The organism is Xanthomonas cassavae CFBP 4642, from assembly GCF_000454545.1.
Classification (GTDB): domain Bacteria; phylum Pseudomonadota; class Gammaproteobacteria; order Xanthomonadales; family Xanthomonadaceae; genus Xanthomonas; species Xanthomonas cassavae.
In genome coordinates, this window is record NZ_CM002139.1 from 549,209 (window position 1) to 574,170 (window position 24,962).

Here is a 24,962-nt window from a genome sequence, read left to right on the forward strand (position 1 = left end):
ATCTTCCTGGGACGTTCCATGCCTCGTTCGCTGCTGCGGCAATTGCTGTTGATCTGGGTGGTCATCGTGGCCGCCTGTGTGGGCGTGGCCACGATGCTGTACGGCTTGTATCGGCAAACCGAGGGCGTGCGGCTTGAGGAAGCGCGCCAGCAATTGAGCACGCAATGCACACGCATCGTGCAACGGTATGCCGGAGCCAGCGAGGCGGCGCGTACCGGCGATGATGGAATCGGCCTGGCAGCGGTGGTGGTGCAGCTGGTGCTGGCCGACGCACCCGGTGTCGAAGGTGGCGTCTGGGACCTGCGCCGGGGCTTCATTGCCTATGCGTACCCTACCTACGATGGCAGCGACCACAAGACCGATATCCCTGCGGCCGAATGGACCACCATCGTGGGCACGGCGCAGCAGGCGGTGAAGGACAAGACTGCCGTGCACTACCGTCGGGATGGTCGCCGCGAAGTGCTGCTGATCAGCGCCTGTCCGCTGGTGTCGGGCAGTGCGGCATGGACGATGACGCGGGTACCCGCCAGCAAGGCCGACGCCTGGCGCCCGCTGGTCGTCGGCATGGTGCTGATCTTCGCGATGGTGGCGGTCTCGGCGATTGCGCTGGGGGTGGTGGTGCGGCGCTGGAGCCGGCGCTTGCATCGCATCCAGCAGGCATTGGCCGCCGAGACGCAGACACCGCACATACCGCCGACCGGCACGCCGGAACTGGATCGGCTGGGTGCGGCGGTCAACGACTACGCACAACGCAACGCACAGGCGCTGGCGCAGACGCGTCGTCTGGCCGATGAGCTGGCACGGCACGAACGTCTGGCCGCGCTTGGCCGGATGACGGCCACGGTGGCGCACGAGATCCGCAACCCGATCGCCACGATGCGCCTGGCGGTGGAAAACGAGATCGCCCAGCGTGAGGCCACGCCCGACGCGGCGGCGCATGCGGAGATCATGCTGGCGCAGATCCAACGCCTGGATGGGGTGGTCGAGAGCCTGCTCGGCATGGTGCAGCCGATCCGCCTGCAACTGGAGACGGTGGACGTGCAGGCCTGGTTGGGTGCGCTGCTGGCGCCGGAGCTGTTGCCACCGGAGATGCCACCGCCCCGCTTGCGGGTGCCGGTGGCGCCGTTGCGCTGGACACTGGATCCGCAGCAACTCGGGCGTGCGGTGCACAACCTGTTGCGCAATGCCGCACAGCACGCCGAGCCGGGCAGCGAGGTGACGCTGCAGGCGGCAGAAGCCGATGGCATGCTGCAGTTGCGAGTATCCAACCATGGCGCGGCGATCGCCGCGCCGATTGCCGCGCAGCTGTTCGAACCGTTCGTCAGCGGGCGCAGCGACGGCAACGGGCTCGGGCTGGCGCTGGTGCGCGAGATCGCGCGCGCGCACGGCGGGCAGGTGCGTTACGCACATGCCGACGGGCTGACCGATTTCATCGTGGAGCTGCCATGGCGCGCATCCTGATCATCGACGACGATGCGGCGTTTCGTACGACCTTGCAAGCCACCTTGCGCTCGCTCGGCCACACCGTGGTCGCTGCCGACACTGGGCCGGACGGGCTGGCACGGCTGAGCGAAGGCGGCATCGACATGGCGTTCGTCGATTTCCGCATGCCCGGCATGGATGGCATCGAAGTCCTGCGTGCGCGCCAGGGCGATGCGCAGGCGCGCAAGGTGCCGCTGGTGATGCTCACCGCGCATGTGTCCAGCGGCAACACCATCGAGGCGATGACGCTGGGCGCCTTCGATCATCTGGTCAAACCGGTGGGGCGCGCGGATATCGTCGAGGTGGTGCAGCGCGCGCTGCTGAGCCGCGTGCACGACACGGCCGCCGAGACCGATGAGACCAGCGAGCCGGCCGAAGAAGACGATGCACTGGTCGGGCACAGCCCGGCGATGCGTACCGTGCACAAGCGCATCGGGCTGGCAGCCGCGTCCGACCTGCCGGTCCTGATCACCGGCGAAACCGGCACCGGCAAGGAGTTGGCCGCGCGTGCGCTGCATCGCGCCAGTCCTCGCGCCAACGCACCGTTCGTTGCAGTCAATTGCGCGGCCATCCCGCTGGAGTTGATGGAAAGCGAGTTGTTCGGCCATCGCAAGGGCGCGTTTTCCGGCGCAAGCAGCGACCGGCTCGGGCTGATTCGCGAAGCCGACGGCGGCACCCTGTTTCTGGACGAAATCGGCGACATGCCGCTGCCGATGCAGGCCAAGCTGCTGCGCTTCCTGCAGGAAGGCGAGGTGACGCCGTTGGGGGGCAGTGGCCCGCAGAAGGTGGACGTGCGGGTGTTGGCCGCCACCCATCGCGACCTGGCGGCCTGCGTGGCCGACGGGCGGTTTCGCAGCGACCTGCGCTATCGCCTGAACGTGGTGCCGATCGAACTGCCGCCGTTGCGCGAGCGGGGCCAGGACATCCTGCTGCTGGCGCAGCACTTCCTGCGCAGCGGCACCGGACGGGCGCAGGGGGTGTCGCCGGCGGCGCAGGAACGGCTGCTGGCGCACCGCTGGCCGGGCAACGTGCGTGAACTGCGCAATGTTATGCAGCGCAGCCAGGTGCTGGGTCGCGGTACCAGCATCGATGCGCCCGATCTGGATGAGGCGCTGGCCGACGCCGGCGAACCATCGCCACCGGTGATCTCGGCGCCCGTCGGAAGCCTGCCCGAGGCGGTGGCGCGTCTGGAGCGGGAGATGATCCAGGCGGCGCTGGCGCAGAGCCAGGGCAACCGGGCCGAGGCGGCGCGTCGGCTGGGCATCCACCGGCAGCTGCTCTATCGCAAGCTGGAGGAATACGGGCTGTGACGCCTGCGCACGCTCCTCCGTCGGTCCAGGGGTGTCCCCAAAGCGGACAGGGTGGATGAAATCAAGACGTCTCCGTGCGCTGATGTGTGCAGGAATTCATTTATAAAACAATGGGTTATAGGTTGGCATGATTGCTGCTTGGGGAATGACACGCGGCCTCTTTTCGCCGCGCTGGAGACATCCCCATGATGCGTCAGACCGTTCTTGCACTTGCCCTGGCCTGCACCATCGGCGCCGCTGCCGCCCAGGTCGGCGCGCCGCCGCCGCCGCCGGCTCCCAATGGCCCGATCGGTGGCCCGCCGACCCCGCCGACCCCCGTCGCTGCTACGCCGGTGAGCGTGAGCGGCAGCGTCGAGCGCTTCATGCTCAATCCCAATGGCGATGTCGACGGCCTATGGCTGCGTGACGGGACCCAGGTGGGCTTCCCGCCGCACCTGTCCACCGAGGTGAAGACTGCCGTGCGCGCCGGCGACAGCGTCGTCGTGCAGGGCTTTCGGCTGGGCAACTTGCCGGTGCTGCAGGCCAGCTCGATCCGCTCCAGCCGTAGCGGCCGCGAGGTGGTCGATCGCCCGCCCACCTTCGGCGCGCCGCCGCCGACTCCCGGCCAACTGACCCCGCTGCAGTCCGACGGCACCATCCAGCGCCTGGTCTACGGGCCTGCCGGCGAGGTCAATGGCGCGCTGGTCAGCGATGGCACCGTGGTCCGGATGCCCCCGCACCTGGCACTGCAGTTCACCGACCTGCTGCGCGTGGGTGCGCCGCTGAGCGCCAACGGCTTCGGCGTGGCCACCCCGGACGGCCGCGCGATCGAAGCCACCCAGCTGGGCCGTGACCGCGCCTCGCTGCGCACGTTGTTCGCCGCGCCGCGTCCGGACGGTCCGCTGCCGCCTGGCGCTCCGGTGCCGCCTGCCGGTCGCTGAGCCGGCAGGTTCCTCATTCGTTCGTCTCTCCGCTGGCCATGCAGCTGCGCGGCCAGCGGCTCGACCGGCACTGCCGGTCACTTTCTTCGGAGTACTCCATGCATTGGGTCGACCCTGATTTCCTTCCCGAAACCCGCGGCACCCTGGCGCGTTTCCTGCTCAATCCCAAGGCAGATATCGATGGCCTGTTGCTGACCGACGGCACCGAAGTGCACACCCCGCCGCACCTGTCGGCGGCCCTGCTCAAGGCGCTCAAGCCGGGCAGCGCGCTCACCGTGCGTGGCCTCAAGCCGCGCGATGTCGACATGCTGGTGGCGCTGGCGATCGACCCGGAGGGCGGCAAGCGCATCGTCGATGAGGGCCCGCACGGGCCGCACGCCAAACCCAAGCCCAAGCCGCCGGCCAGCAAGCCGCCCACGCCGCAGCTCACCCAGCACGCCGGCACCATCGCGCGGCTGTTGCACGGCCCGCACGGGCAGGTGCATGGCGTGTTGCTCGATGACGAGGTGACCGTGCGGTTTCCGCCGCATGCCGGCGCCGAGTTCGCCAGGCAATTGGTGGTCGGCAAGCCGTTGGTTGCCGAAGGCGACACCAAGGCAACCCCGCACGGCCTGCTGATCCATGCCCATGCCTTGGGCGGCAAGGCGGCGACGCTGAAGCAAATCGCACATCCGCCACACGGCCCTGCACACAAACCCAAGCCCAAGCATTAGGAGCCGGACATGCAGCCACCGTGTGCGGTTGAGATGGTTGCCCTCCGGTTTGTCACGCACGCCGGCCTGTGTGCCGGCGTTGCATCGCATGGCGGAGCACTGCCATGCCGATGACCCAGGCCAGGCCGCGCGGTACGCGCGCACTGGAAGCGCTGCATTTCAGCGTGGCCGATGTGCAGGACGGGCTGGGGCCGTTTCTCAGCGTGTTTCTGCAGTCAAAGGGTTGGTCGGTGGGGGCGATCGGCACGGTGATGAGCGTGGGTGGCATCGCCGGCATGCTCGCTACCACGCCGGCCGGCGCGCTGGTCGATGCCACTCGGCGCAAGCGCGCGGTGGTGGTGATCGGCTGTCTGGCGATCCTGCTGGCCACCGCGTTGATCTGGCTGCGGCCTACCTCATCCGGTGTGGTCGCCGCGCAGATCGCCTCGGCGCTTGCGGCGGCCGGCATCGGCCCGGCATTGACCGGGATCACCTTGGGGTTGGTGCACGCGCGCGGGTTTGACCATCAGCTGGCACGCAACCAGGTCGCCAACCATGCCGGCAACATGCTGGCCGCGGTGCTGGCCGGATGGTTGGGGTGGCGCTACGGATTTACGGCGGTGTTTGCACTGACGGCGGTGTTCGGCGTGCTGGCACTGGCGGCGGTGCTGGCGATTCCGGCCGACGCCATCGATCACTGTGCCGCACGTGGCCTGCGCGATGCCGACGGTGCAGACACGCTGGGCGGCTGGCGGGTCTTGCTGACCTGCCGCCCGTTGGCGCTGCTGGCCGGCACGCTGGGGCTGTTCCATCTGGGCAACGCCGCGATGCTACCGCTCTACGGCATGGCGATCGTGGCGGCGCATGCCGGCGACCCGAGCGCGCTGACCGCCACCACGATCGTGGTGGCGCAGGCCACGATGGTGGTGGTGGCCTTGCTGGCGATGCGCTGGATCCGGGTGCACGGGCAGTGGTGGGTGTTGTTGGTCGCGTTCATGGCCTTGCCGCTGCGCGCGCTGGTGGCTGCCTCGGTGATCCATGGCTGGGGCGTGTTTCCGGTACAGGTGCTGGATGGCCTGGGCGCCGGACTGCAAAGCGTGGTGGTGCCGGCCCTGGTGGCCCGTCTGCTGCAAGGCACCGGCCGGGTCAATGTCGGCCAGGGCGCGGTGATGACGGTGCAGGGGATTGGCGCAGCACTGAGTCCGGCGTTCGGTGGCTGGCTGGCGCATGCCTTCGGGTATCGCATCGCGTTCCTGACCCTGGGTGCGATCGCGTTGCTGGCGGTGGCGCTATGGGCCGGCTGCCGCGGCATGTTGCAGGCGGCCACCGGTCTGCAGCCGTCGGCGTGATGCGCGCGTGCGGTCACGCAAGGCGCAACATTGGAGGGACGTGCGCGGCGGGCAGCATCTGATCAAAGCACTGCGACGCTAACGCTGGTCAGCGTCGATCCGGTGCTGGTGGCGACCGGCGGCAAGCACGCATTCGCGCGGGAAAATCGCGAACGGCCAGGAAATGCTGAGGCATGCAGGGACAACCTGCGGATGCCCTTCCAGCCGTGGTCTGCAATGCTCGGCGCACTATGCGCGGTGCACTGAAACGGTGCGGGAGCGTGGTGCCTGCCGCTGCCGGCCGCCGCGTGCTGGCCGGTGGTGCGGTGCGTGGCTACTGACCGCCGGCAAAGTTCCATTGCCGCCAGGCTTCGAACACCATCACCGCCACGGTGTTGGAGAGGTTCAAGCTGCGGTTGTCCGGGCGCATCGGCAGCCGTAGCCGGTGCTGCGGCGGGATCGACTCCAGCACCTCGGCCGGCAGGCCGCGGGTTTCCGGGCCGAACAGGAACGCATCGCCATCGGCAAATTGCGGGGTGTCGTAACGCACGGTGCTGCGCGTGCTCAGCGCAAAGACGCGCCGGGGGGCGATGGCCGCCAGGGCCGTCGGCAGATCGGCATGCACCTTGAGCGGCGCGTATTCGTGGTAGTCCAGGCCGGCGCGCTTGAGCTGCTTGTCGCTGAGGTCGAAGCCAAGCGGCTCGATCAAGTGCAGGCGCGCGCCGGTATTGGCGCACAAGCGGATCACATTGCCCGTGTTGGGCGGAATTTCCGGTTGAAACAGGATGACATCGAGGACGGTTGCTGGCATGCGCGCAAGTGTAGCTGCGCGCGTGCTCAGAGGTTGATGGCGGCGCTGACCAGTGCTTCCAGTTCGGCCGGCGACGGCTGCAGCTGCGGCACCGGCAGGTTGACGATGACCTGGCCCATCAGCGCGCCGATCGCGGCGGCTGCCTGACCGGAGGCGGTCTGGGCGGTCGCTGCCGTGCTGCGCACGACCAGCTCGGCACGCTGTTCGGCTGACGGGCGCACCTGTACCGCAGCGATGGTGACGACACGCGGCCCGGCCTGTTCGGCTGCCAGGGCGGCCAGTTGCTCGGCCGACGGGCGCACCTGCACGGCGGACAGGGTACGGATGTCGCTGTTGCGTTCCAGCGTCTGCTGGGCGATCTGGTCGGCAGCCGGGCGCACCTGCACGGTGTCCAGCGTGGTCAGGCTGGCGGCCTGGGCGAAACCGGCCAGGGAGGTGCCGGCAAGCAGGGCGGCGGAGAGGGCGATGCGCAGGGTCTGGGTATTCATGGCGAGGTCTCTTGGTGTGGGTGATCAGTGGTGTTGTAGTGATGTAGTACACAGTTCCGGTAGGCGCAAGGACTTTCGCGCGTATTGCTCATTTGTTCAGCAAAAATTCATCTTAAGGATTGGTTCGGGAGCTTCCCCGTACGAGAGCAAACGGCGTGCCATTTGCATGTGTTTGTTATTTATGGTTTTTTTGAAAATGGATGGCGACCGTGTCCGGACACCCGGACGCTGCATGGAGCAGCGGACAGCTCAAGGCTGGAGGCGCGCGACGCAGGTCGCCGCGTTTGAGGGCGCTGAATGCGATGTATGGCCTGCGCCCGGCACGCGTTTCGTAGCCGGGCAACTGCGGCACAATCCGGCTTTGCCCTCAGGTGTGACGACGTATGCGCGTGTTGATGCTGTCTGTTCTGGTTGCCACCACCACCACCGCGGCGTGCACCTGGGTGCCGATCGAACAGAGCGGCAAAGGCGTGCAGGTGCTGCCCGCAGGCCCGGTGCCGACAGGCTGCCAGCAGCAGGGCGAGGTGGTGGTGTCGGTCAAGAGCAAGGTCGGCTTCTACAACCGCAACCCGCTGCGCGTGCAGGAAGAACTGGAAACCCTGGCCCGCAACGAGGCGCCGGGCGCCAACGCCAATGCCGTGCAGGCGCAGGGCCAGCCGGCCGAGGGGAGCCAGCGCTTCAACGCCTTCCGCTGCCCGCCGCGCTGAACCGTTGGGCTGGGGCGGGGGCGATTCAATTGTAAAGATGCGGTAAAACCGGCCAGCAGCTAGACTAGCGCCCCCTCGCCTGACGCCATGGCGCTACTTCGATGCTCTTCCAGAATGTCTCCATCGCGGGACTGGCGCATATTGATGCGCCGCACACGCTGACTTCCAAGGAAATCAACGAGCGCCTGCAACCGACCTACGACCGTCTCGGGATCAAGACCGACGTGTTGGGCGACGTTGCCGGTATCCATGCACGGCGCTTGTGGGACCAGGATGTCCAGGCATCCGACGCGGCCACCCAGGCCGCGCGCAAGGCGCTGACCGATGCCGGCATCGGCATCGAGAAGATCGGCCTGCTGGTCAACACCTCGGTGAGCCGCGACTACCTGGAGCCGTCCACGGCTTCCATCGTGTCCGGCAACCTGGGCGTGGGCGACCACTGCGTCACCTTCGACGTGGCCAACGCCTGCCTGGCCTTCATCAACGGCATGGATATCGCCGCGCGCATGCTGGAGCGTGGCGAAATCGACTACGCCCTGATCGTCGACGGCGAGACCGCCAACCTGGTGTATGAAAAGACCTTGGAGCGCATGACCTCGCCGGATGTCACCGAAGAGGAATTCCGCAACGAACTGGCCGCGTTGACCCTGGGCTGCGGCGCCGCTGCCATGGTGATGGCGCGCTCGGAGCTGGTGCCGGACGCACCGCGCTACAAGGGCGGCGTGACCCGCTCGGCCACCGAGTGGAACAAGCTGTGCCGGGGCAACCTGGACCGCATGGTCACCGACACCCGTCTGTTGCTGATCGAAGGCATCAAGCTGGCGCAGAAGACCTTCCTGGCCGCCAAGCAGGTGCTGGGCTGGGCAGTGGACGAAGTGGACCAGTTCGTGATCCACCAGGTCAGCCGCCCGCACACCGCCTCATTCGTGAAGTCGTTCGGTATCGACCCGGCCAAGGTCATGACCATCTTCGGCGAGCACGGCAACATCGGCCCGGCTTCGGTACCGATCGTGCTGAGCAAGCTCAAGGAGCTGGGCCGCCTGAAGAAGGGCGACCGCATCGCACTGATGGGGATTGGTTCTGGCCTGAACTGCTCGATGGCGGAAGTGGTTTGGTGAATGCTGTCGTGACGTGTTAAAAAAAATGGATTTTTAGTACTCGTCTCTGCATCATGTTCGTTCTTGCAACATGAGCAGGTGACATGGACGACACATCCGCTGTCGATCCGACCAAGCCCCCACAATGCTCTTCCGCCGCTGCCGCCGGCGGGAGACATCGAAACCCGCAGCCTGCTCAAGGCCTGCATCGTTGCCCGCACCGCCCTGGCCGAGTTGAAACAAGCCGCGGCGTTGTTGCCTAACCCGGCGGTGTTGATCAACACGATTCCGGTCCTGGAAGCGCAAGCCAGCTCGGAGATCGAAAACATCGTCACGACCACTGACGATTTATTTCGTTACGCAGACGATCAGGAGCGCGCCCAAAATCCCGCGACCAAAGAAGCGCTGCGTTACCGCAGTGCGCTGTACGAAGGATTTCAATCGCTCCAGCAGCGGCCGCTGTGTACCGACACTGCAGTTGTGGTGTGCAGCCGCATCAAGGGGGTGCAAATGCAGATTCGTCGGGTACCGGGTACGGCGCTGGCCAACGACCAGATTCAGCAGATCATCTATACCCCGCCGGTGGGCGAAACGCTGCTGCGCGACAAACTCGCGAACTGGGAGCGCTTCATCCACGACCACACCGAGGTCGATCCCCTGATCCGGATGGCAGTGGCGCATTACCAATTCGAAGCAATCCACCCATTTACCGATGGCAACGGTCGCACTGGGCGGGTATTGAATCTGCTGATGCTGATCGAACAGGGGTTGCTCGATGTTCCGGTGCTGTATCTGTCGCGCTACATCATCCGCCACCGCAGCGATTATTACCGCCTGCTGCTGGACGTGACCCGGCACGGGCACTGGGCCGAGTGGATTCATTACATGCTCGCTGCCGTCGCGGAGACCGCTGCCTGGACAACCGCGAAAATTCAGGCGATCCGCGGCCTGGAGGCGCAGGCGCGCGATCACGTTCGCCTTGTTGCACCCAGGACATATAGCCGCGAGCTTGTCGATGTGATTTTCAATCAACCGTATTGCTGCATTCAAAACGTGGTGGATGCGCTCGGCGTGACGCGCCAGACCGCCGCGCGTCATCTCAAGGAGTTGGTGGATATCGGTGTGCTCAAGGAGCAGCGCTTGGGCAAGGAGAAGCTGTTCCTGCATCCTGTCTTCCTGCAATTACTCTCTGCTGACGGTCATCAACTGCCGCCCTACCGTGCACGTCCGTAAGAAGCACCATGATCTTTACGATTCCTGCAAATGTGTGCCAAGCGCTCTAGTTTGATGTGGCGGGGTACGCGATTGATGCAGGATTCTTTATCCGCATCGCCCAGGCCAACGCCTGCGCGATCTAGCTCTTCTCGAAACACACCGGATCCTTTTGGCATGAACTACCCCGGCTATCCCTTCATTCCCAAGCGCCTTGAAGTGCGTCCCGGCATTGCGATGTCGTATCTGGACGAAGGCCCGCGCGATGGCGAGGTAGTCGTGATGCTGCACGGCAATCCGTCGTGGAGCTATCTGTGGCGGCATCTGGTGAGCGGCCTGTCCGATCGCTACCGCTGCATCGTGCCCGACCATATCGGCATGGGCCTGTCCGACAAGCCCGACGATGCGCCCGACACGCAGCCCCGTTACGACTACACCCTGCAATCGCGCGTGGACGATCTGGACACGCTGCTGCGGCACCTGGGCATCACCGGGCCGATCACGCTGGCAGTGCACGACTGGGGCGGCATGATCGGGTTCGGCTGGGCGTTGTCGCACCATGCGCAGGTCAAACGCCTTGTGATCACCAATACCGCGGCCTTCCCGCTGCCGTCGGAAAAGCCGATGCCCTGGCAGATCGCGATGGGACGTCATTGGCGGCCGGGCGAATGGTTCATCCGCACCTTCAACGCGTTCTCGTCCGGCACCTCGTGGCTGGGGGTGTCGCGGCGCATGCCATCTGCCGTGCGCCGCGCCTACGTGGCGCCCTATAACGATTGGCGCAACCGGATCTCCACCATCCGCTTCATGCAGGACATTCCGCTGTCGCCGGCCGACAAGGGCTGGTCGTTGCTGGAACGCTCGGCGCAGGCGCTACCTTCGTTCGCCGATCGCCCAGCCTTCATTGCCTGGGGCCTGCGCGACATCTGCTTCGACAAGCACTTTCTGGCCGGCTTTCGTCGCGCGCTGCCGCAGGCCGAGGTCACTGCGTTCGACGATGCCAACCACTATGTGCTGGAAGACAAGCACGAGGTGCTGGTGCCGGCGATTCGTGCGTTCCTGGAGCGCAATCCGCTCTAGCGCGGCAGCACATCGAATGCCGTGTGCGTTGAAGGTAGTGATGAACCGTCGCTCGCCGCGCCACCCCCGGGCACGCCGTGCGTTACTCGGCGTGGTCCCGATCCGTCGATGAGCTGGATGGCCGGTTCTCCGCCGGGCGCAGCGCTGCACTGCATTTTCGAAGCAGCCACGGTGCGCCGCCGTGGCAATCCCTGCAGGGCGCCGGTATTACCGCTGAGAAAGGGTGTGCACGCGCCGCGCTGAAACCTTACAGCGTCGGCAAAGGATTGCGTTGTGCGTCGTCCACACCGACCCAGTCGGCTTCGGTCAACGCATGCAGGCCATGCGCCAGGCGCGATTTGTCGCACTGCGCGCTGCGGTGGCCAAATTCCAGCGAGGCAGGCACCGCTGCGCAGGAGGACGGGCGGCGGTCGTGGATGCTGCAACGGCTATAGCGGCCGATGTCGGCATCCAATGCGATACACCGTGGCTGGGATTGCGAGGTCCCCCGCATCACCCGTTCATGGGTGCGCAGCGCGTCGGTCAACTCGATCGGTACCCTGCCGCCCAAGGCGGGGTCGGCTTCGCTCCAGTGGAAACTGACGCGGAAATAGGCGCAGCAGGCGCCGCAGGTAAGGCAGGGGTGTGCCATGGCATGCCGGGCCTTGCGCGGCAAAACAACGTGGAGAGCGCGGCATTCTGACCGAATTGCGCGCTGACACAAGGGGCGCATGCGTGGCCCCATTAGCGGTTCATGGGGCGGCAGGCGTGGCAGGGGCCTGCCTGCCGAAGACAGGGCAAGAACAGTGTTCGGCAGGCTTGCTATCCGCGGCAGCGGTTTGGCGGCGCCGATCTACTGCTCGCCTTGTTACACCCGGCGTGTTGCCGCGTTCGCCAACAGCGTGGACAGCGACCTGCTCTGCAATGGCGCCGTCACCGTTGCAGCATTGCCGATTGCAGCATGGGCCAGCCCGGAGCTGGCGCGCGCGCCGTTTGCTGAGGGCCTGTCACCCCAGGTGCACCGCAGTCACGTGGCTGGGTACCGCCGATCGCAGTGCGAGGCGTCTACATCCAGACCACGATGCGTGAGCACGGCGACGCCCCCGGGGTGCCAGCTACGTTCCTGCGTGTAGTGCGGTCTGCCCAGGCGCCTCGCACCACACAGGGCGATTGTCCTCGACGGAGGCAGAAAGTCCGTACAACGCGTCGCGCACAGCCCCGTGCGCGACGCGTTATCCGCGATAATCATGCGATGACCAGTCTCTGCAATATCGCGGCCAGCTTGCCGCAGCTGGCGCGCGAGCGCCCCGACCAGATCGCCATCCGTTGCCCGGGGCGCCGTGGCGCCAATGGGTTTGCGGCCTATGATGTGACCTTGAGCTATGCCGAACTGGACGCGCGCAGCGATGCGATTGCGGCTGGCCTGGCGCTGCACGGCATCGGCCGTGGCGCGCGTGCGGTGGTGATGGTGCGGCCGTCGCCGGAATTCTTCCTGCTGATGTTCGCGTTGTTCAAGGCCGGTGCGGTGCCGGTGCTGGTGGATCCGGGCATCGACAAGCGCGCGCTCAAACAGTGTCTGGACGAAGCGCAGCCGCAGGCGTTTATCGGCATTGCGCTGGCACAGCTGGCACGCCGGTTGCTGCGCTGGGCGCGCTCTGCCAGGCAGATCGTCACCGTCGGCGGACGCTACGGCTGGGGCGGTGTGACGCTGGCGCGCGTGGAGCGCGATGGTGCCGGTGCCGGCAGCCAACTGGCCGATACTGCGCCGGACGATGTCGCGGCGATCCTGTTCACCAGCGGCTCCACCGGCGTGCCCAAGGGCGTGGTCTACCGGCACCGGCATTTTGTCGGGCAGATCGAATTGCTGCGTAATGCCTTCGGCATGCAGCCCGGTGGCGTGGACCTGCCGACGTTCCCGCCGTTTGCCCTGTTCGATCCGGCACTGGGGCTGACCTCGGTAATTCCGGATATGGACCCGACCCGTCCGGCCACGGCCGACCCGCGCAAGCTGCACGATGCACTCAATCGCTTCGGCGTGACGCAGTTGTTCGGCTCGCCGGCGTTGATGCGCGTGCTGGCCGACTATGGGCAGCCGCTGCCCAACGTGCGCCTGGCCACTTCTGCCGGGGCGCCGGTGCCGCCGGATGTGGTGGCCACCATTCGCGCGCTGCTGCCGGCCGATGCGCACTTCTGGACACCATATGGCGCCACCGAATGTCTGCCGGTGGCGGCGATCGAAGGCCGCACCCTGGATGCAACCCGTGCTGCCACCGAAGCCGGTGCCGGCACCTGCGTGGGCCAGGTGGTCGCGCCCAACCAGGTGCGCATCATTGCCATCGACGATGCGGCCATTGCCGATTGGAGCGGCGTGCGTGTTCTGGCCGTAGGCGAAGTCGGCGAGATCACTGTCGCCGGGCCCACCACCACCGATACCTATTTCAATCGCGATGCGGCCACGCGGATCGCCAAGATCCGCGAGCGCTGCGACGATGGCAGCGAGCGCATCGTGCACCGCATGGGCGATGTCGGCTATTTCGATGCGGAAGGGCGCTTGTGGTTTTGCGGGCGCAAGACCCATCGCGTGGAAACGGCCAGCGGCCCGCTGTACACCGAGCAGGTGGAGCCGGTGTTCAACGTGCATCCCCAGGTGCGGCGCACGGCGTTGGTCGGTGTGGGCGCACCAGGGCAACAGCAGCCGGTGCTGTGCGTGGAGTTGCAGCCCGGCGTGTCGGCATCGGCCTTTGCGGACGTGCACACCGCATTGCATGCGCTGGGCGCGGCGCATCCGCACACTGCCGGCATCGCGCGTTTCCTGCGACATCCCGGTTTTCCGGTCGACATTCGCCACAACGCCAAGATCGGCCGCGAGACGTTGGCGGTGTGGGCGGCGCAACAACGTGGATAACGGGCTGCAGCAAATCAATCGGCTGCGTGTCGGCGGGCCATTCGCCAAGGCGATGGCGGCCGGCTATGGTGTGCTCCCTCGAACGAACGGTGCGGCGCGATGAAGGTATTGGTCACCGGCGGTGGCGGCTTCCTGGGCCAGGCGTTGTGCCGTGGCCTGCGCGCGCGCGGGCATGAGGTGGTGAGCTTCCAGCGCGGCGATTACCCGGTGCTGCAGACACTGGGCGTGGGCCAGATCCGTGGCGACCTGGCCGACCCGCAGGCGGTGCGACATGCCTTTGGCGGGATCGATGCGGTGTTTCACAACGCTGCCAAGGCCGGTGCCTGGGGAAGCTATGACAGCTACCACCAGGCCAACGTGGTGGGCACGCAGAACGTGCTCGATGCCTGCCGCGCCAATGGCGTGCCGCGGCTTATCTATACCTCCACGCCCAGCGTCACCCATCGCGCCACCAACCCGGTGGAGGGGCTGGGTGCCGACGAAGTGCCGTATGGGCAAGACCTGCGCGCCGCGTATGCCGCCACCAAGGCGATCGCCGAGCGTTCAGTGCTGGCGGCCAACGACGCGCAGCTGGCGACGGTGGCGTTGCGCCCGCGTTTGATCTGGGGGCCGGGCGACCATCATCTGCTTCCGCGTCTGGCTGCGCGCGCACGTGCCGGGCGGTTACGCATGGTGGGTGATGGCAGCAACCTGGTGGACAGCACCTACATCGACAACGCGGCGCAGGCGCATTTCGCTGCGTTCGAGCATCTGGCGCCGGGCGCTGCCTGCGCCGGCAAAGCGTACTTCATTTCCAACGGCGAGCCGCTGCCGATGCGCGAGTTGCTCAACCGCCTGCTGGCTGCGGTGGACGCACCGGCAGTCACGCGTTCGCTCTCCTTCAAGACCGCCTACCGGATCGGTGCAATATGCGAGACGGTGTGGCCACTGTTGCGTCTGCCAGGCGAAGTGCCGCTGACGCGGTTCCTGGTGGAGCAGCTATGCACGCCGCATTGGTACAGCATGGAGCCGGCGCGCCGCGACTTCGGCTATGTGCCGCGGATCAGCATCGAAGAAGGCTTGAACAGGCTGCGATCCTCATCTTCCAACGACATCGCCATCACCCGATAAAGACCGGCACATCCACAAGATACGTCTGCGCCGATTCGGCACGACAACTTCTGGAACCATTGCCATGCTGCATTACGCCATCATCTTCTTCGTCATCGCCATCATTGCCGCTGTGCTTGGCTTCAGCGGTATCGCCGGCGCGGCGACCAACATCGCCTGGATCCTGTTCGTGGTGTTCCTGATCCTGGCAGTGATCTCGATGTTCCGCCGCGGCAAGGTATAACGCCTCACGCACGATACGTCCCGGCAGCGGCGCTGCCGGTCGGCACGCAGATGGCCCGCTTCCGCAAGGAGGCGGGCCATCTGCGTTTTGGCGCTCTTCGAAGCGGCGGATAGGCGCTACCGGCGTTTTCCAAGTAGAGAAGCTGCTTGCCACACGCCAGCGATGCCGCGCCGATGGGGACCAATCCCAGCTGCCGATGCAGGGCCATCGAGGCTGCATTGGGCGGCACGCGATTGACCTCGCACAGCAATCGCGGCTGCGCCGCGGCAGACGCAGAAAGCCGTCCGGCGCGCTCAGATGCTACTGGCCCTGCTTGTCGATGCCGATCAGCACCGGGTCGAAGCGCTGCGGATCCAGCGCCTGCAGGATAGTGCGCGCTGATTGCAGCGAGACCTCGTGCTCGGCCGATTTGCCGCCGAAGATGAGACCGACCCGGATCTTGCGCATTGCCTGCTCCTGCCAACGGTTCGAGAAGGGCGTCAGCATGCCCGTGACCGGCCGGCCGAAGGAAGTCGGCAGATCGTGCAGCCAGCAACTCCACACGGACGCTGCACTCCTCGCCGCAGGGCGCGATGGTCGCCATGGGCCGCCCGCGCAACGTAGCGAGCGCAGCCTTCCGACGCGCCACCGCACAGCACCGGCCGGCTGGGCCCTGCAGGCCGCGCCGTTGCATCGATCGCGCCAAGCAAGCGCCTGCCGTGGCCACCGCGGCAGCCTTCGGTGCGCAGCGCCCACCATCGTCAGCCAGCTGCGACATGCGGGGGCGGTAGAATGCGTCCATGCCCGGATCACTTTTTGACTCACTCAAGCCGCTCGCCGGCCAGGCCCTGCAGGCCGCGCTCAACCGCGCGCTGGCGCTGGACCCGGACACCCGCGACGCCCTGCTGCCGCTGGAAGGCCAGCGCATCGCGCTGACCCTGGACGCGCCGGCCCTGGCCCTGCAGATCCGCGTGCACGAACGCCGGCTGCTGGTGGGGCCGGTGGACCCGGCGCAGGAACCGGATCTGGCGGTGCGTAGTAGCCTGGCCGGTCTGCTCGGGCAATTGCCGTTCCTGGCCAATGCGCGCCGCAGCGGTGCGCCGGCGGGGCGGCTCAGGGTGTCCGGCGACGCCGAACTGGCGCGCCAGCTGCAGCAGCTGGCCGGCCGCTTCGATCCGGATTGGCAGCTGCCGTTCGTGGCGGTGTTCGGGCAGATCCTGGGCGTGCAGATCGCCGGTGCGGTCCGCACGGCGCTGCAGCAGGCGCGTCGTAGCGCATCGGATCTGGCGCAGAGCGCGGCCGAATTCGTCACCGAAGAATCGCGCGATGTGGTGCCACGTGCCGAGCTCGAAGCCTTCCACGACGACGTGGACGAGCTGCGCGACGATGTGGAGCGGCTGGCCGCACGCGTGAGCCGCCTGCGCGCGAGCGGAGGCGCGGCATGAAGGCGATCCTGCGGGCCAGCCGCATCGGCCGGGTGATCCTGCGCTACCGGTTGGATGCCTTGCTCGAAGGCACCCCGGCCGAGCGCTGGTTGCGCTTGGCCAAGCCATTCGTACCGCGTGCCAGCGCCGAAATCGCCGCGCAATCGCGTGGCGCGCGGCTGCGCCTGGCGCTGCAGGAACTGGGCCCGATCTTCGTCAAGTTCGGGCAGATCCTGTCGACCCGGCGCGACCTGATCCCGGCCGACGTGGCCGAAGAACTCACCTTGCTGCAGGACAGGGTCAAGCCGTTCGACGGCGAGGCCGCCCGCCTGATCGTGGAAGGCGCGCTCGGGCTGCCGGTGAGCGTGGCGTTCGCCTCCTTCGACACCGTGCCGCTGGCCTCGGCATCGATCGCGCAAGTGCATGCGGCCACGTTGCCGCCCGACGCCAACGGCGTACGCCGCGAAGTGGTTGTCAAGGTGTTGCGCCCGGACATTGAGCGCCAGATCGATGCCGATATCGCGCTGCTGCACTCGCTGGCCACGCTGGTCGAACGCACCCATCCGCGCGCCGAGAAGATTCGCCCACGCGAAGTGGTGGCCGAGATCGAAGGCACCCTGGCCGCCGAACTGGACCTGCAGCGCGAAGGCGCCAACGCCAGCGTGCTGCGCCGGTTCTGGGAAGGCTCGGACGATCTGTACGTGCCGGAAGTAATCTGGTCGCACACCGCCGAGCGTGCGCTCACGCTGGAGCGCGTGTACGGCATTCCCTCCGACGACATCGCCAAGCTCGACGCCGCCGGCATCGACCGCAAGGCGCTCGCCGCCAAGGGCGTGCGCGTGTTCTACACCCAGGTGTTCCGCGACAACTTCTTCCATGCTGATGCGCACGCCGGCAACATCTGGGTCGATTCGGACCCGGAGCGCCGCCTCAATCCGCGCTTCATCGCGCTGGATTTCGGCATCATGGGCCAGCTCTCGCAGGAAGATCAGTACTACCTGGCCGAGAACTTCATGGCGATCTTCCACAAGGATTACCGCCGCATGGCCGAGTTGCACGTGGAGGCGGGCTGGATGCCCTTGAACGTGCGCATCGACGAACTGGAAGCGGCCGCGCGCTCGGTATGCGAGCCGTATTTCACCCGGCCGCTGTCGGAAATTTCGCTGGCGCAGGTGTTGATCAAACTGTTCCGCGTGGCCCAGCGCTATGAGTTGACGCTGCAGCCACAGCTGATCCTGCTGCAGAAGACCTTGCTCAACATCGAAGGCGTGGGCCGTCAGCTCGACCCCAAGCTGGACATCTGGGCGGTGGCGCGACCGGTGCTCGAACGCATCCTGCGCGAGCGTTACAGCCCGCGCCGTGCGTTGCGCGAGCTGGGCAAGCGACTGCCGGAAATCATGACCCATGCGCCGGACATGCCGCGCCTGGTGCACAGCTGGTTGCAGCAGCAGGTGGAAGGCCGCCATCAGTTGGAGATCCGCTCTACCGAGCTGCGTGCGCTGGAACTGAGCCTGAGCAAGCTGCAGACCCGCGTGGTCACCGCCATCACCGGCAGCGGGCTGCTGGTGGTCGCCGCAGTGCTGTACGGCCTGCATCCGGACGGCTGGTATCTGGGCACCGTGCCGGTATGGAGCTGGATCAGCGGCGGCGCCGGCACCGCCGCGCTGCTGGTGGCCTGGCTGCGTCGCTAGACGGCGCGCTGCCTGCGCCGCGCACGCCCATGGAGTGGGCGGCGCCAGTGCGCTGCCAGATAGCGGCATGGGCCAGCGCGGGGCAGTCTGCTGACGCAGTGGCACGCGGTGTCAGCGATGCGGATAATCCGCAGGTGAGCACATCCCCCAAGCCTCTGCAGATTCTCTACCAGGACCACGTCCTGGCCGTCGTCGACAAACCCGCGGGCCTGATGGTCCACGACAGCAAGCTGGCGCGCGGGGAATACGACTTCCTGGCCGACCGCCTGCGCGAACAGCTGGGCCGGCCGATCTTCCTGATGCACCGGCTCGACCGCGCCACCAGCGGCTGCCTGCTGCTGGCCTTCGACCGCGACAGCGCCAGCGCGCTGGGCAAGGCGCTGATGGCCGGCGAGGTGGACAAGCACTACCTGACGGTGTGCCGCGGCTGGCCGGCCGAGGAGCAGTTCGTCGTCGACCACGACCTGGACGGCGGCCCCGGCAAACCGGTGAAAAAGCCGGCAGTGACGCACTTCCAGCGCCTGGCCACCGGCGAGCTGGAAATTCCGTCCACCGGCTTTGCCACCTCGCGCTATGCGTTGCTGCGCTGCCAGCCGCAGACCGGCCGCTTCCGGCAGATCCGCCGTCACATGAAGCACCTGTCGCATCACATGATCGGCGACACCAGCCACGGTGACGGCCGCCACAACCGCAGCTTCCGCATGCTCGGCATCCACCGCATGCTGCTGCATGCCGAACGCCTGGAATTTCCCCATCCGGCCGACGGCAGGCGCATCAGCGTCACCGCACCGCTGGATGTGGAATTCGCCAAGGCCTGCGCGTTGTTCGGCTGGGACATGCCGCAGTTGCAGGCGACGGCACAGGCATAGCGCTGGCACGCCGTGACCCGGAGGCCGGTGGGCGCTGCGCGCGCAAACGCTCCACGCTCCAGGCGCAGCACCGGTACCCAGTTCCGCCTGTGCGTCAGCCGCGCAAGCGTGCCGCTTCAAGCGCGGAGTGTGGCTGGTACGCCAGCCCTGCCGCACTGCATGCCAGGCGCATGAGCCGTTGCATCCTTCTCCCTTTGGGACATTGTCCTCCTTTATGGAGGAGAAGGTGCCCCGAAGGGGCGGAGGAGGGTACGTGCGAAGCCTGCCGCGGTGGAAAGTCACAAGGGCTTCGCCACGTACCCTCACCCCAACCCCGCTCCCCGCCCCGGCCCGCGCTTGCGGCGCGAGCGCTCCAAGGCACGCGCGCCAGTGGCGCGCAAGCTGTGCCTTCTCGCCCCGCAGGGAGAGGGGCTTTATAAAGCGCCCGTCACTCTCAACTGAGCTAAGCACCAGCAAGCCATGCTCCAACGATTCCCGATTCCCGATTCCCGCCCCTCAGGGCTTCTGCGCCGGGGCCGGCGTATTGACGATCTTCTCCAGATCCTTCTGCAGGTCGGCAAACAGCGGCAGCATCTTCTGCTGGATGGCGCCCATCAGGTTCTGGGTCAGGGCGGGGGTCTTGTCCAGCAGGCTCTGGCCGGCCGAACTCTCGTAGAACTCGGCCATGGCCAGCACGTCCTCGCGCGAGAACGAGCGCTTGTAGATGTCCACATACATGGGGCGCAGCTCCGACCACGACAGCGCCTTGCGCACGGTCTGGCGGGTGCGTTCCTGGATGCGTTGCAGCTGCGCCTGCTGGGCGGCGTCGAGTGGGCGCTGTGCAGTGAGCTGGGCGAACTGCTGCTGCTGCATCGCTTCGATCTGCGGCAGCATGGTGTCCAGCATGGTCTGCGCGCGCGAGGCCGCCAGCAGGCGGTTGACGTCGGCATCGCTGGGCGCCTGCGCCTGCGCCAGCGCGGCCGGGGCCGCCACGGCCAGCAGGGCCGACAGCAACAACCGGCGGGCAAGGCCGCGTGCGGCAGCGAGCGAAGAAGAAAGTGTCATCGGAGCATCCTGCAATGGGGAACCGGCCGCAGCATACGGGAGGCCGGCGTTCGCGCGCATGCGTGCCGCTGCCGATACAATCGGCGCGTATGGCCAGCGACCCGATCCAGATCATCCCCAGCCTGACGATTCCGCCCAGCGAACTCGTCGAACGCTTCGTGCGTGCCAGCGGCGCCGGTGGGCAGAACGTCAACAAGGTGTCCACCGCAGTGGAGCTGCGTTTCGACGTGGCCGGCTCGCCGTCGCTGCCCGAGCCGTTGCGGGCCCGGCTGCTGTCGCGGCGCGACCGCCGCATGACCGCCGAGGGCGTGCTGGTGATCGACGCGCAGCGCTTCCGTACCCAGGACCGCAACCGCGAGGATGCGCGCGAGCGGCTGGCCGAGATCATCAGTGCGTGCCTGTCGGTGCCCAAGCGCCGGGTCGCCACCAAACCGAGTCATGGTGCCAAGCTGCGGCGGCTGGATGCCAAGCGTGAGCGCAGCCATATCAAGCGTGGACGCTCTGCGTCCCACTGGGAGTAAGCGTGAGTCAACCCGCCCCGTCGTTGCCACCGGTAACACAGGCCAACATCCTGCTGCAGCCGTCCCCGCCCCGAATGCCGCGCGCGCATGGCCGCTTCATCCGCTGGCTGGGCCGCACCGCCCTGCGCCTGACCGGCTGGCGCCTGCTCGGGCGGCTGCCCAATGAGCCCAAGCTGGTGATGATCGTGGCGCCGCATTCGTCCAACTGGGACGGCTTCCTGGGCTTTGCGGCCAAGTTCGCGCTGGGCTTCGACGTGCGTGTGCTGGGCAAGGCGCAGCTGTTCTGGTGGCCGCTGGGCCCGCTGCTGCGCAAGCTCGGCGGCATCCCGCTGGATCGCAGCTCGCCACAGGGCACCATCGGCCAGGCGGTGCGGCTGATCCGCAATTCCGAGCAGATGTGGTACGTGATCACCCCGGAAGGCACGCGCAAGCGGGTGGAGCAGTGGAAGGCCGGCTTCTGGAAGATCGCCTCCGATGCCAAGGTGCCGATCCTGCCGGTGTACTTCGATTACCCCAGCAAGACGGTGGGCATCGGCGAGCCGTTCTGGACCGGAACCGACATGGCTGCCGACATCGCCGCCATCCGCACCTGGTACCGGCCGTGGCGCGGCAAGCATCGCGATACGTTGTGAGGCCGGTGGCACGCGGCTGACGGATCGCTGGCGGTATGTGGTGAGTGCGCTGCGTCTGTCGTCGAAACGTTCACTCCATCGAGAAACCCCATGATCGCCAAGTCTGCCCGCACGTTGTGCCTGTCCTTGCTGCTGTGCGCCGGCCCGGCGCTGGCAGCCACGCCGATGCTGGTCATCCACGGCGGCGCCGGCGTGGAGACATCCAGCCTCTCGCCCGACGAACAAGCCCAGGCCCGTGAAGCGATGCAACGCGCGCTGCGCGCCGGGCATGCGGTGTTGAACCGCGGCGGCAGCGCGGTAGAGGCGGTGGCGGTCACCATCACCGTGCTGGAGGACGCGCCGCAGTTCAACGCCGGGCGCGGCGCGGTATTCACTCACGACGGCAGGAACGAGCTGGACGCGGCCATCATGGATGGCGCCAGCGGCAAGGCCGGGGCGATTGCCGGCGTGCACACGGTCAAGAACCCGATCCAGCTGGCACGCCGCGTCATGGACCGCTCCAAGCACGTGATGCTGGTCGGCGACGGCGCCGAACAGTTCGCGCGCGAGCAGGGCATCACCCTGGTCGACCCGAGCTATTTCCGCACCGACAAACGCTGGCAGCAGCTGCAAAAAGCACTCAAGGCCGAGTCCGGCGATCGGCAGGCGCAGGCGGCGCTGGACCTGGAAACCGCCAGGCATTTCGGCACCGTCGGCGCGCTGGCGCTGGACCGCGACGGCCATCTGGCCGCTGGCACCTCCACTGGCGGCATGACCAACAAGCGCTACGGCCGCGTGGGCGATGCGCCCATCATCGGCGCCGGCACCTATGCCAATGCGCAGTGCGCCGTCTCCGGCACCGGTTGGGGCGAGTTCTACATCCGCGCGGTGGCTGCCTACGACATCTGTGCGCGCATGAAATACGCCGGGCAATCGCTGCAACAGGCGGCAGAGACGGTGATCGACCAGCAGATTCCCAACGCCGGCGGCGACGGTGGCGCCATTGCGCTGGATGCACAGGGCAATGCCGCGTTTCCGTTCACTACCGAGGGCATGTACCGCGGCTGGATCGGCGCCGACGGCACCCCGCATGTGGCGATTTTCAAGGACGAGACGCTGTAGCGCCGGCATCCCCAACCGCGTTTCGTCCGGCCAATCCAACGGCACATGCCAGCGGTCGCGAAACCCGCTAGCGTGACCGGCTGCATTACCCACTCAGGAATCACCCGCCATGTCGCGTACCGTCGTTCTGGCCGCCGCCATCACCCTGGCACTGGCCGCTTGTTCTGGAAAAGAGTCGTCCGGCCAGGAGTCCACCACCGTGCCCAAGAAAACCGCTGCCGTCCCGGCCGCAGATGCTGCATCGAACCCGCTGCTGACCGCCAGCACGTTGCCGTTCCAGGCGCCGCCGTTCGACAAGATCAAGGACGCCGATTACCTGCCGGCGTTTGAAGAAGGCATGCGCCTGCATCTGGCCGATATCCGCAAGATTGCCGACAACAGTGAGCCGCCCACCTTCGACAACACCATCGAGGCGATGGAGCGCGGTGGCGAAACGCTCACGCGCGTGTCGCGCATCTTCTTCGGGTTGGTGCAGGCCGATACCAGCGACGCACGCCAGAAGATCCAGGAAGAGATCGCGCCCAAGCTGGCTGCGCATCAGGACGAGATCAATCTCGATCCCAAGTTGTTTGCGCGCGTCAAAACCCTCTACGACCAGCGCGATACGCTGAATCTGGATCCCGAGCAGAAGCGTCTGCTCGAACGCGATTACGAAGACCTGGTGCGTGCCGGTGCGCAGCTGTCCGATACCGACAAGGCCAGCCTGCGTAAGCTCAATATCGAAGAAACCACGCTCTCCACGCAGTTCCATACGCGTCTGGTCGCTGCCTCGGCCGCCGGTGCGGTGGTGATGGACGACACCGCCAGGCTCGATGGCCTGAGCGAAGGCGATATCGCCACCGCCGCCGATGCGGCCAAGGCCCGCAAGCTGGATGGCAAGTATCTGCTCAGCTTGCAGAACACCACCCAGCAGCCGGTGCTGGCCTCGCTGAAGAATCGCGCGCTGCGCGCGGAGGTGTTGAAGGCCTCTGAAACGCGCGCGGAGAAGGGCGATGCCAACGATACCCGCCAGATCATCCAGCGCCTGGCGCAGCTGCGCGCGCAGAAGGCCAAGTTGCTCGGCTTCGACAACTACGCCGCCTACAGCCTGGGCGACCAGATGGCCAAGACGCCGGCCGCCGCGCTCAAGCTGCTGACCGACACCGTGCCTGCTGCCACCGCCAAGGCACGCCGCGAAGTGGCCGAAATGCAGAAGGTCATCGATGCGCAGAACGGTGGCTTCAAACTCGCCGCCTCCGATTGGGACTTCTACGCCGAGCAGGTGCGCAAGGCCAAGTACGACCTGGACGAGGCGCAGATCAAGCCGTACTTCGAGCTGGACAACGTGCTGCACAACGGCGTCTTCTACGCCGCCACGCAGCTGTACGGCATCACCTTCAAGCAGCGCACCGACATCCCGACCTATCACGCCGATATGAAGGTGTATGAGGTGTTCGATGCCGACGGCACCTCGATGGCGCTGTTCTACACCGATTATTTCAAGCGCGACAGCAAGTCCGGCGGCGCCTGGATGGACGTGTTCGTCGAGCAGGACGGCCTCACCGGCGCCAAGCCGGTGGTCTACAACGTGTGCAACTTCACCAAGCCGGCCGCAGGCCAGCCCGCGTTGCTGAGCTTCGATGACGTCACCACGCTGTTCCACGAGTTCGGCCACGCGCTGCATGGCATGTTCTCCAAGGTGAAGTACCCCTCGATCTCCGGCACCAGCACCTCGCGCGACTTCGTCGAGTTCCCCTCGCAGTTCAACGAGCATTGGGCGTCCGACCCCAAGGTCTTCGCCAACTACGCCAAGCACTACCAGACCGGCGCGGCGATGCCGGCCGAGCTGGTGGAAAAGATCAAGAAGGCCAAGACCTTCAACAGCGGCTACGCCACCACCGAATACCTGTCGGCGGCGCTGCTGGACCTGGCCTGGCACACCCAGCCGGCCGACGCGCCGCTGCAGGACGTGAGCAAGTTCGAAGCCGATGCACTGAAGCGCTTCAAGGTGGACCTGGCCGAAGTGCCGCCGCGTTACCGCAGCACCTATTTCGACCACATCTGGGGCGGCGGTTACTCGGCCGGTTACTACGCGTACTTCTGGTCGGAAGTGCTCGACGACGATGCGTTCGAATGGTTCAAGGAAAACGGTGGCCTGACCCGCAAGAACGGCGACACCTTCCGCGCCAAGATCCTCTCGCGCGGCAACACGGTCGACCTGGCCACGCTGTACCGCGATTTCCGCGGCAAGGATCCCAGCGTCAAGGCGCTGCTGGAAAACCGTGGGTTGACCGAGTGAGGCACCCGCGTGCACGACGCACGCGAATGCCGGCGATGATCCAGACGGGATGGCATTGCGCCATCCCGTTTGCTCGCAT

Annotated in this window: 23 protein-coding genes and 1 pseudogene; 19 read left to right on the top strand and 5 right to left on the bottom strand. The window is 66.6% G+C overall.

Translation table 11 applies throughout. From position 1 onward, the window contains the following. The first annotated feature begins 18 nt into the window (after positions 1-18). The 5 genes from XCSCFBP4642_RS0102320 to XCSCFBP4642_RS0102340 all read left to right on the top strand — a co-directional run bounded on the left by XCSCFBP4642_RS0102320 (position 19) and on the right by XCSCFBP4642_RS0102340 (position 5,753). A complete protein-coding gene (locus XCSCFBP4642_RS0102320) occupies positions 19-1,461 on the top strand; it encodes a sensor histidine kinase (protein ID WP_029218365.1) in 1,443 nt (480 codons plus the stop codon). Then, entirely contained in the window at positions 1,446-2,792 is a 1,347-nt protein-coding gene (locus tag XCSCFBP4642_RS0102325; RefSeq protein WP_029218366.1) for a sigma-54-dependent transcriptional regulator, read from the top strand. Before XCSCFBP4642_RS0102320 ends, XCSCFBP4642_RS0102325 begins: the two co-directional genes overlap by 16 nt. Before the next feature lie 185 nt (positions 2,793-2,977). After that, positions 2,978-3,712 carry a hypothetical protein gene (locus XCSCFBP4642_RS0102330; protein WP_029218367.1) on the top strand — a complete coding sequence of 245 codons (735 nt, stop codon included), beginning with the start codon at positions 2,978-2,980 and terminating at the stop codon, positions 3,710-3,712. A gap of 98 nt (positions 3,713-3,810) precedes the next feature. Continuing rightward, complete coding sequence (locus XCSCFBP4642_RS0102335) at positions 3,811-4,425, top strand: hypothetical protein (protein WP_029218368.1); 615 nt, start codon at positions 3,811-3,813, stop codon at positions 4,423-4,425. Between the two features lie 104 nt (positions 4,426-4,529). After that, the gene (locus XCSCFBP4642_RS0102340; protein ID WP_029218369.1) at positions 4,530-5,753 is read left to right on the top strand and encodes an MFS transporter; all 1,224 of its coding nucleotides are present in this window, start codon (positions 4,530-4,532) and stop codon (positions 5,751-5,753) included. A gap of 313 nt (positions 5,754-6,066) precedes the next feature. Here XCSCFBP4642_RS0102340 and XCSCFBP4642_RS0102350 read toward each other — a convergent pair whose 3' ends face one another. Both XCSCFBP4642_RS0102350 and XCSCFBP4642_RS0102355 read right to left on the bottom strand, forming a co-directional pair. Next, on the bottom strand, positions 6,067-6,543 hold the full coding sequence (locus XCSCFBP4642_RS0102350) for a tRNA (cytidine(34)-2'-O)-methyltransferase (RefSeq protein WP_029218370.1): 477 nt from the start codon (positions 6,541-6,543) through the stop codon (positions 6,067-6,069). A 26-nt stretch (positions 6,544-6,569) separates the two neighbouring features. Next, the gene (locus XCSCFBP4642_RS0102355) at positions 6,570-7,031 is read right to left on the bottom strand and encodes an XAC0231 family protein (RefSeq protein ID WP_029218371.1); all 462 of its coding nucleotides are present in this window, start codon (positions 7,029-7,031) and stop codon (positions 6,570-6,572) included. Between the two features lie 383 nt (positions 7,032-7,414). On the opposite strand from XCSCFBP4642_RS0102355, the gene XCSCFBP4642_RS0102360 reads away from it, so the two are divergent. The 4 genes from XCSCFBP4642_RS0102360 (at position 7,415) to XCSCFBP4642_RS0102375 (ending at position 11,127) form a co-directional block, all read left to right on the top strand. Beyond that, complete coding sequence (locus XCSCFBP4642_RS0102360) at positions 7,415-7,738, top strand: DUF4156 domain-containing protein (protein ID WP_029218372.1); 324 nt, start codon at positions 7,415-7,417, stop codon at positions 7,736-7,738. Positions 7,739-7,839: 101 nt separating this feature from the next. Next, the gene (locus XCSCFBP4642_RS0102365; protein WP_029218373.1) at positions 7,840-8,856 is read left to right on the top strand and encodes a 3-oxoacyl-ACP synthase III; all 1,017 of its coding nucleotides are present in this window, start codon (positions 7,840-7,842) and stop codon (positions 8,854-8,856) included. Between the two features lie 105 nt (positions 8,857-8,961). Further along, positions 8,962-10,068 carry a protein adenylyltransferase Fic gene (gene fic / locus XCSCFBP4642_RS0102370; protein WP_425480181.1) on the top strand — a complete coding sequence of 369 codons (1,107 nt, stop codon included), beginning with the start codon at positions 8,962-8,964 and terminating at the stop codon, positions 10,066-10,068. Between the two features lie 156 nt (positions 10,069-10,224). Continuing rightward, entirely contained in the window at positions 10,225-11,127 is a 903-nt protein-coding gene (locus XCSCFBP4642_RS0102375) for an alpha/beta fold hydrolase (protein WP_029218375.1), read from the top strand. Between the two features lie 247 nt (positions 11,128-11,374). Here XCSCFBP4642_RS0102375 and XCSCFBP4642_RS0102380 read toward each other — a convergent pair whose 3' ends face one another. Continuing rightward, positions 11,375-11,758 (bottom strand): YkgJ family cysteine cluster protein, encoded by a 384-nt coding sequence (locus XCSCFBP4642_RS0102380; protein WP_029218376.1) that lies wholly within the window; start codon positions 11,756-11,758, stop codon positions 11,375-11,377. Positions 11,759-12,358: 600 nt separating this feature from the next. On the opposite strand from XCSCFBP4642_RS0102380, the gene oleC reads away from it, so the two are divergent. The 3 genes from oleC to XCSCFBP4642_RS26250 all read left to right on the top strand — a co-directional run bounded on the left by oleC (position 12,359) and on the right by XCSCFBP4642_RS26250 (position 15,344). Then, complete coding sequence (gene oleC / locus XCSCFBP4642_RS0102385; protein ID WP_029218377.1) at positions 12,359-14,011, top strand: olefin beta-lactone synthetase; 1,653 nt, start codon at positions 12,359-12,361, stop codon at positions 14,009-14,011. A gap of 99 nt (positions 14,012-14,110) precedes the next feature. After that, positions 14,111-15,121 (top strand): 2-alkyl-3-oxoalkanoate reductase, encoded by a 1,011-nt coding sequence (gene oleD, locus XCSCFBP4642_RS0102390; RefSeq protein ID WP_029218378.1) that lies wholly within the window; start codon positions 14,111-14,113, stop codon positions 15,119-15,121. 64 nt (positions 15,122-15,185) lie between these two features. Continuing rightward, on the top strand, positions 15,186-15,344 hold the full coding sequence (locus XCSCFBP4642_RS26250) for a DUF1328 domain-containing protein (protein ID WP_003468167.1): 159 nt from the start codon (positions 15,186-15,188) through the stop codon (positions 15,342-15,344). 303 nt (positions 15,345-15,647) lie between these two features. Here XCSCFBP4642_RS26250 and XCSCFBP4642_RS26260 read toward each other — a convergent pair. Next, positions 15,648-15,791: pseudogene (locus tag XCSCFBP4642_RS26260) on the bottom strand (D-alanine--D-alanine ligase A); the annotation flags it as partial. Positions 15,792-16,123: 332 nt separating this feature from the next. Here XCSCFBP4642_RS26260 and XCSCFBP4642_RS0102405 point away from each other — a divergent pair. The 3 genes from XCSCFBP4642_RS0102405 to XCSCFBP4642_RS0102415 all read left to right on the top strand — a co-directional run bounded on the left by XCSCFBP4642_RS0102405 (position 16,124) and on the right by XCSCFBP4642_RS0102415 (position 19,307). Next, positions 16,124-16,768: a ubiquinone biosynthesis accessory factor UbiJ gene (locus XCSCFBP4642_RS0102405; RefSeq protein ID WP_029218380.1), complete on the top strand. Its 645-nt coding sequence runs from the start codon at positions 16,124-16,126 to the stop codon at positions 16,766-16,768. Continuing rightward, positions 16,765-18,438 (top strand): ubiquinone biosynthesis regulatory protein kinase UbiB, encoded by a 1,674-nt coding sequence (gene ubiB, locus XCSCFBP4642_RS0102410; RefSeq protein WP_029218381.1) that lies wholly within the window; start codon positions 16,765-16,767, stop codon positions 18,436-18,438. Before XCSCFBP4642_RS0102405 ends, ubiB begins: the two co-directional genes overlap by 4 nt. A gap of 98 nt (positions 18,439-18,536) precedes the next feature. Further along, the gene (locus XCSCFBP4642_RS0102415) at positions 18,537-19,307 is read left to right on the top strand and encodes a pseudouridine synthase (protein WP_029218382.1); all 771 of its coding nucleotides are present in this window, start codon (positions 18,537-18,539) and stop codon (positions 19,305-19,307) included. Between the two features lie 495 nt (positions 19,308-19,802). Here the strand turns inward: XCSCFBP4642_RS0102415 and XCSCFBP4642_RS0102420 are convergent, their stop codons facing one another. Then, the gene (locus XCSCFBP4642_RS0102420; protein ID WP_029218383.1) at positions 19,803-20,351 is read right to left on the bottom strand and encodes a DUF2059 domain-containing protein; all 549 of its coding nucleotides are present in this window, start codon (positions 20,349-20,351) and stop codon (positions 19,803-19,805) included. Between the two features lie 89 nt (positions 20,352-20,440). Between XCSCFBP4642_RS0102420 and arfB the strand changes: the two genes are divergently transcribed. From arfB to dcp, 4 genes are all read left to right on the top strand, one after another. After that, on the top strand, positions 20,441-20,872 hold the full coding sequence (arfB, locus tag XCSCFBP4642_RS0102425; RefSeq protein WP_029218384.1) for an alternative ribosome rescue aminoacyl-tRNA hydrolase ArfB: 432 nt from the start codon (positions 20,441-20,443) through the stop codon (positions 20,870-20,872). 2 nt (positions 20,873-20,874) lie between these two features. Next, positions 20,875-21,504 carry a lysophosphatidylcholine acyltransferase gene (locus XCSCFBP4642_RS0102430; RefSeq protein WP_029218385.1) on the top strand — a complete coding sequence of 210 codons (630 nt, stop codon included), beginning with the start codon at positions 20,875-20,877 and terminating at the stop codon, positions 21,502-21,504. A 90-nt stretch (positions 21,505-21,594) separates the two neighbouring features. Next, complete coding sequence (locus XCSCFBP4642_RS0102435; RefSeq protein ID WP_029218386.1) at positions 21,595-22,605, top strand: isoaspartyl peptidase/L-asparaginase family protein; 1,011 nt, start codon at positions 21,595-21,597, stop codon at positions 22,603-22,605. A 109-nt stretch (positions 22,606-22,714) separates the two neighbouring features. Next, positions 22,715-24,883, top strand: a complete 2,169-nt coding sequence (dcp, locus tag XCSCFBP4642_RS0102440; RefSeq protein WP_029218387.1) for a peptidyl-dipeptidase Dcp — start codon at positions 22,715-22,717, stop codon at positions 24,881-24,883. Positions 24,884-24,962 lie beyond the last annotated feature (79 nt).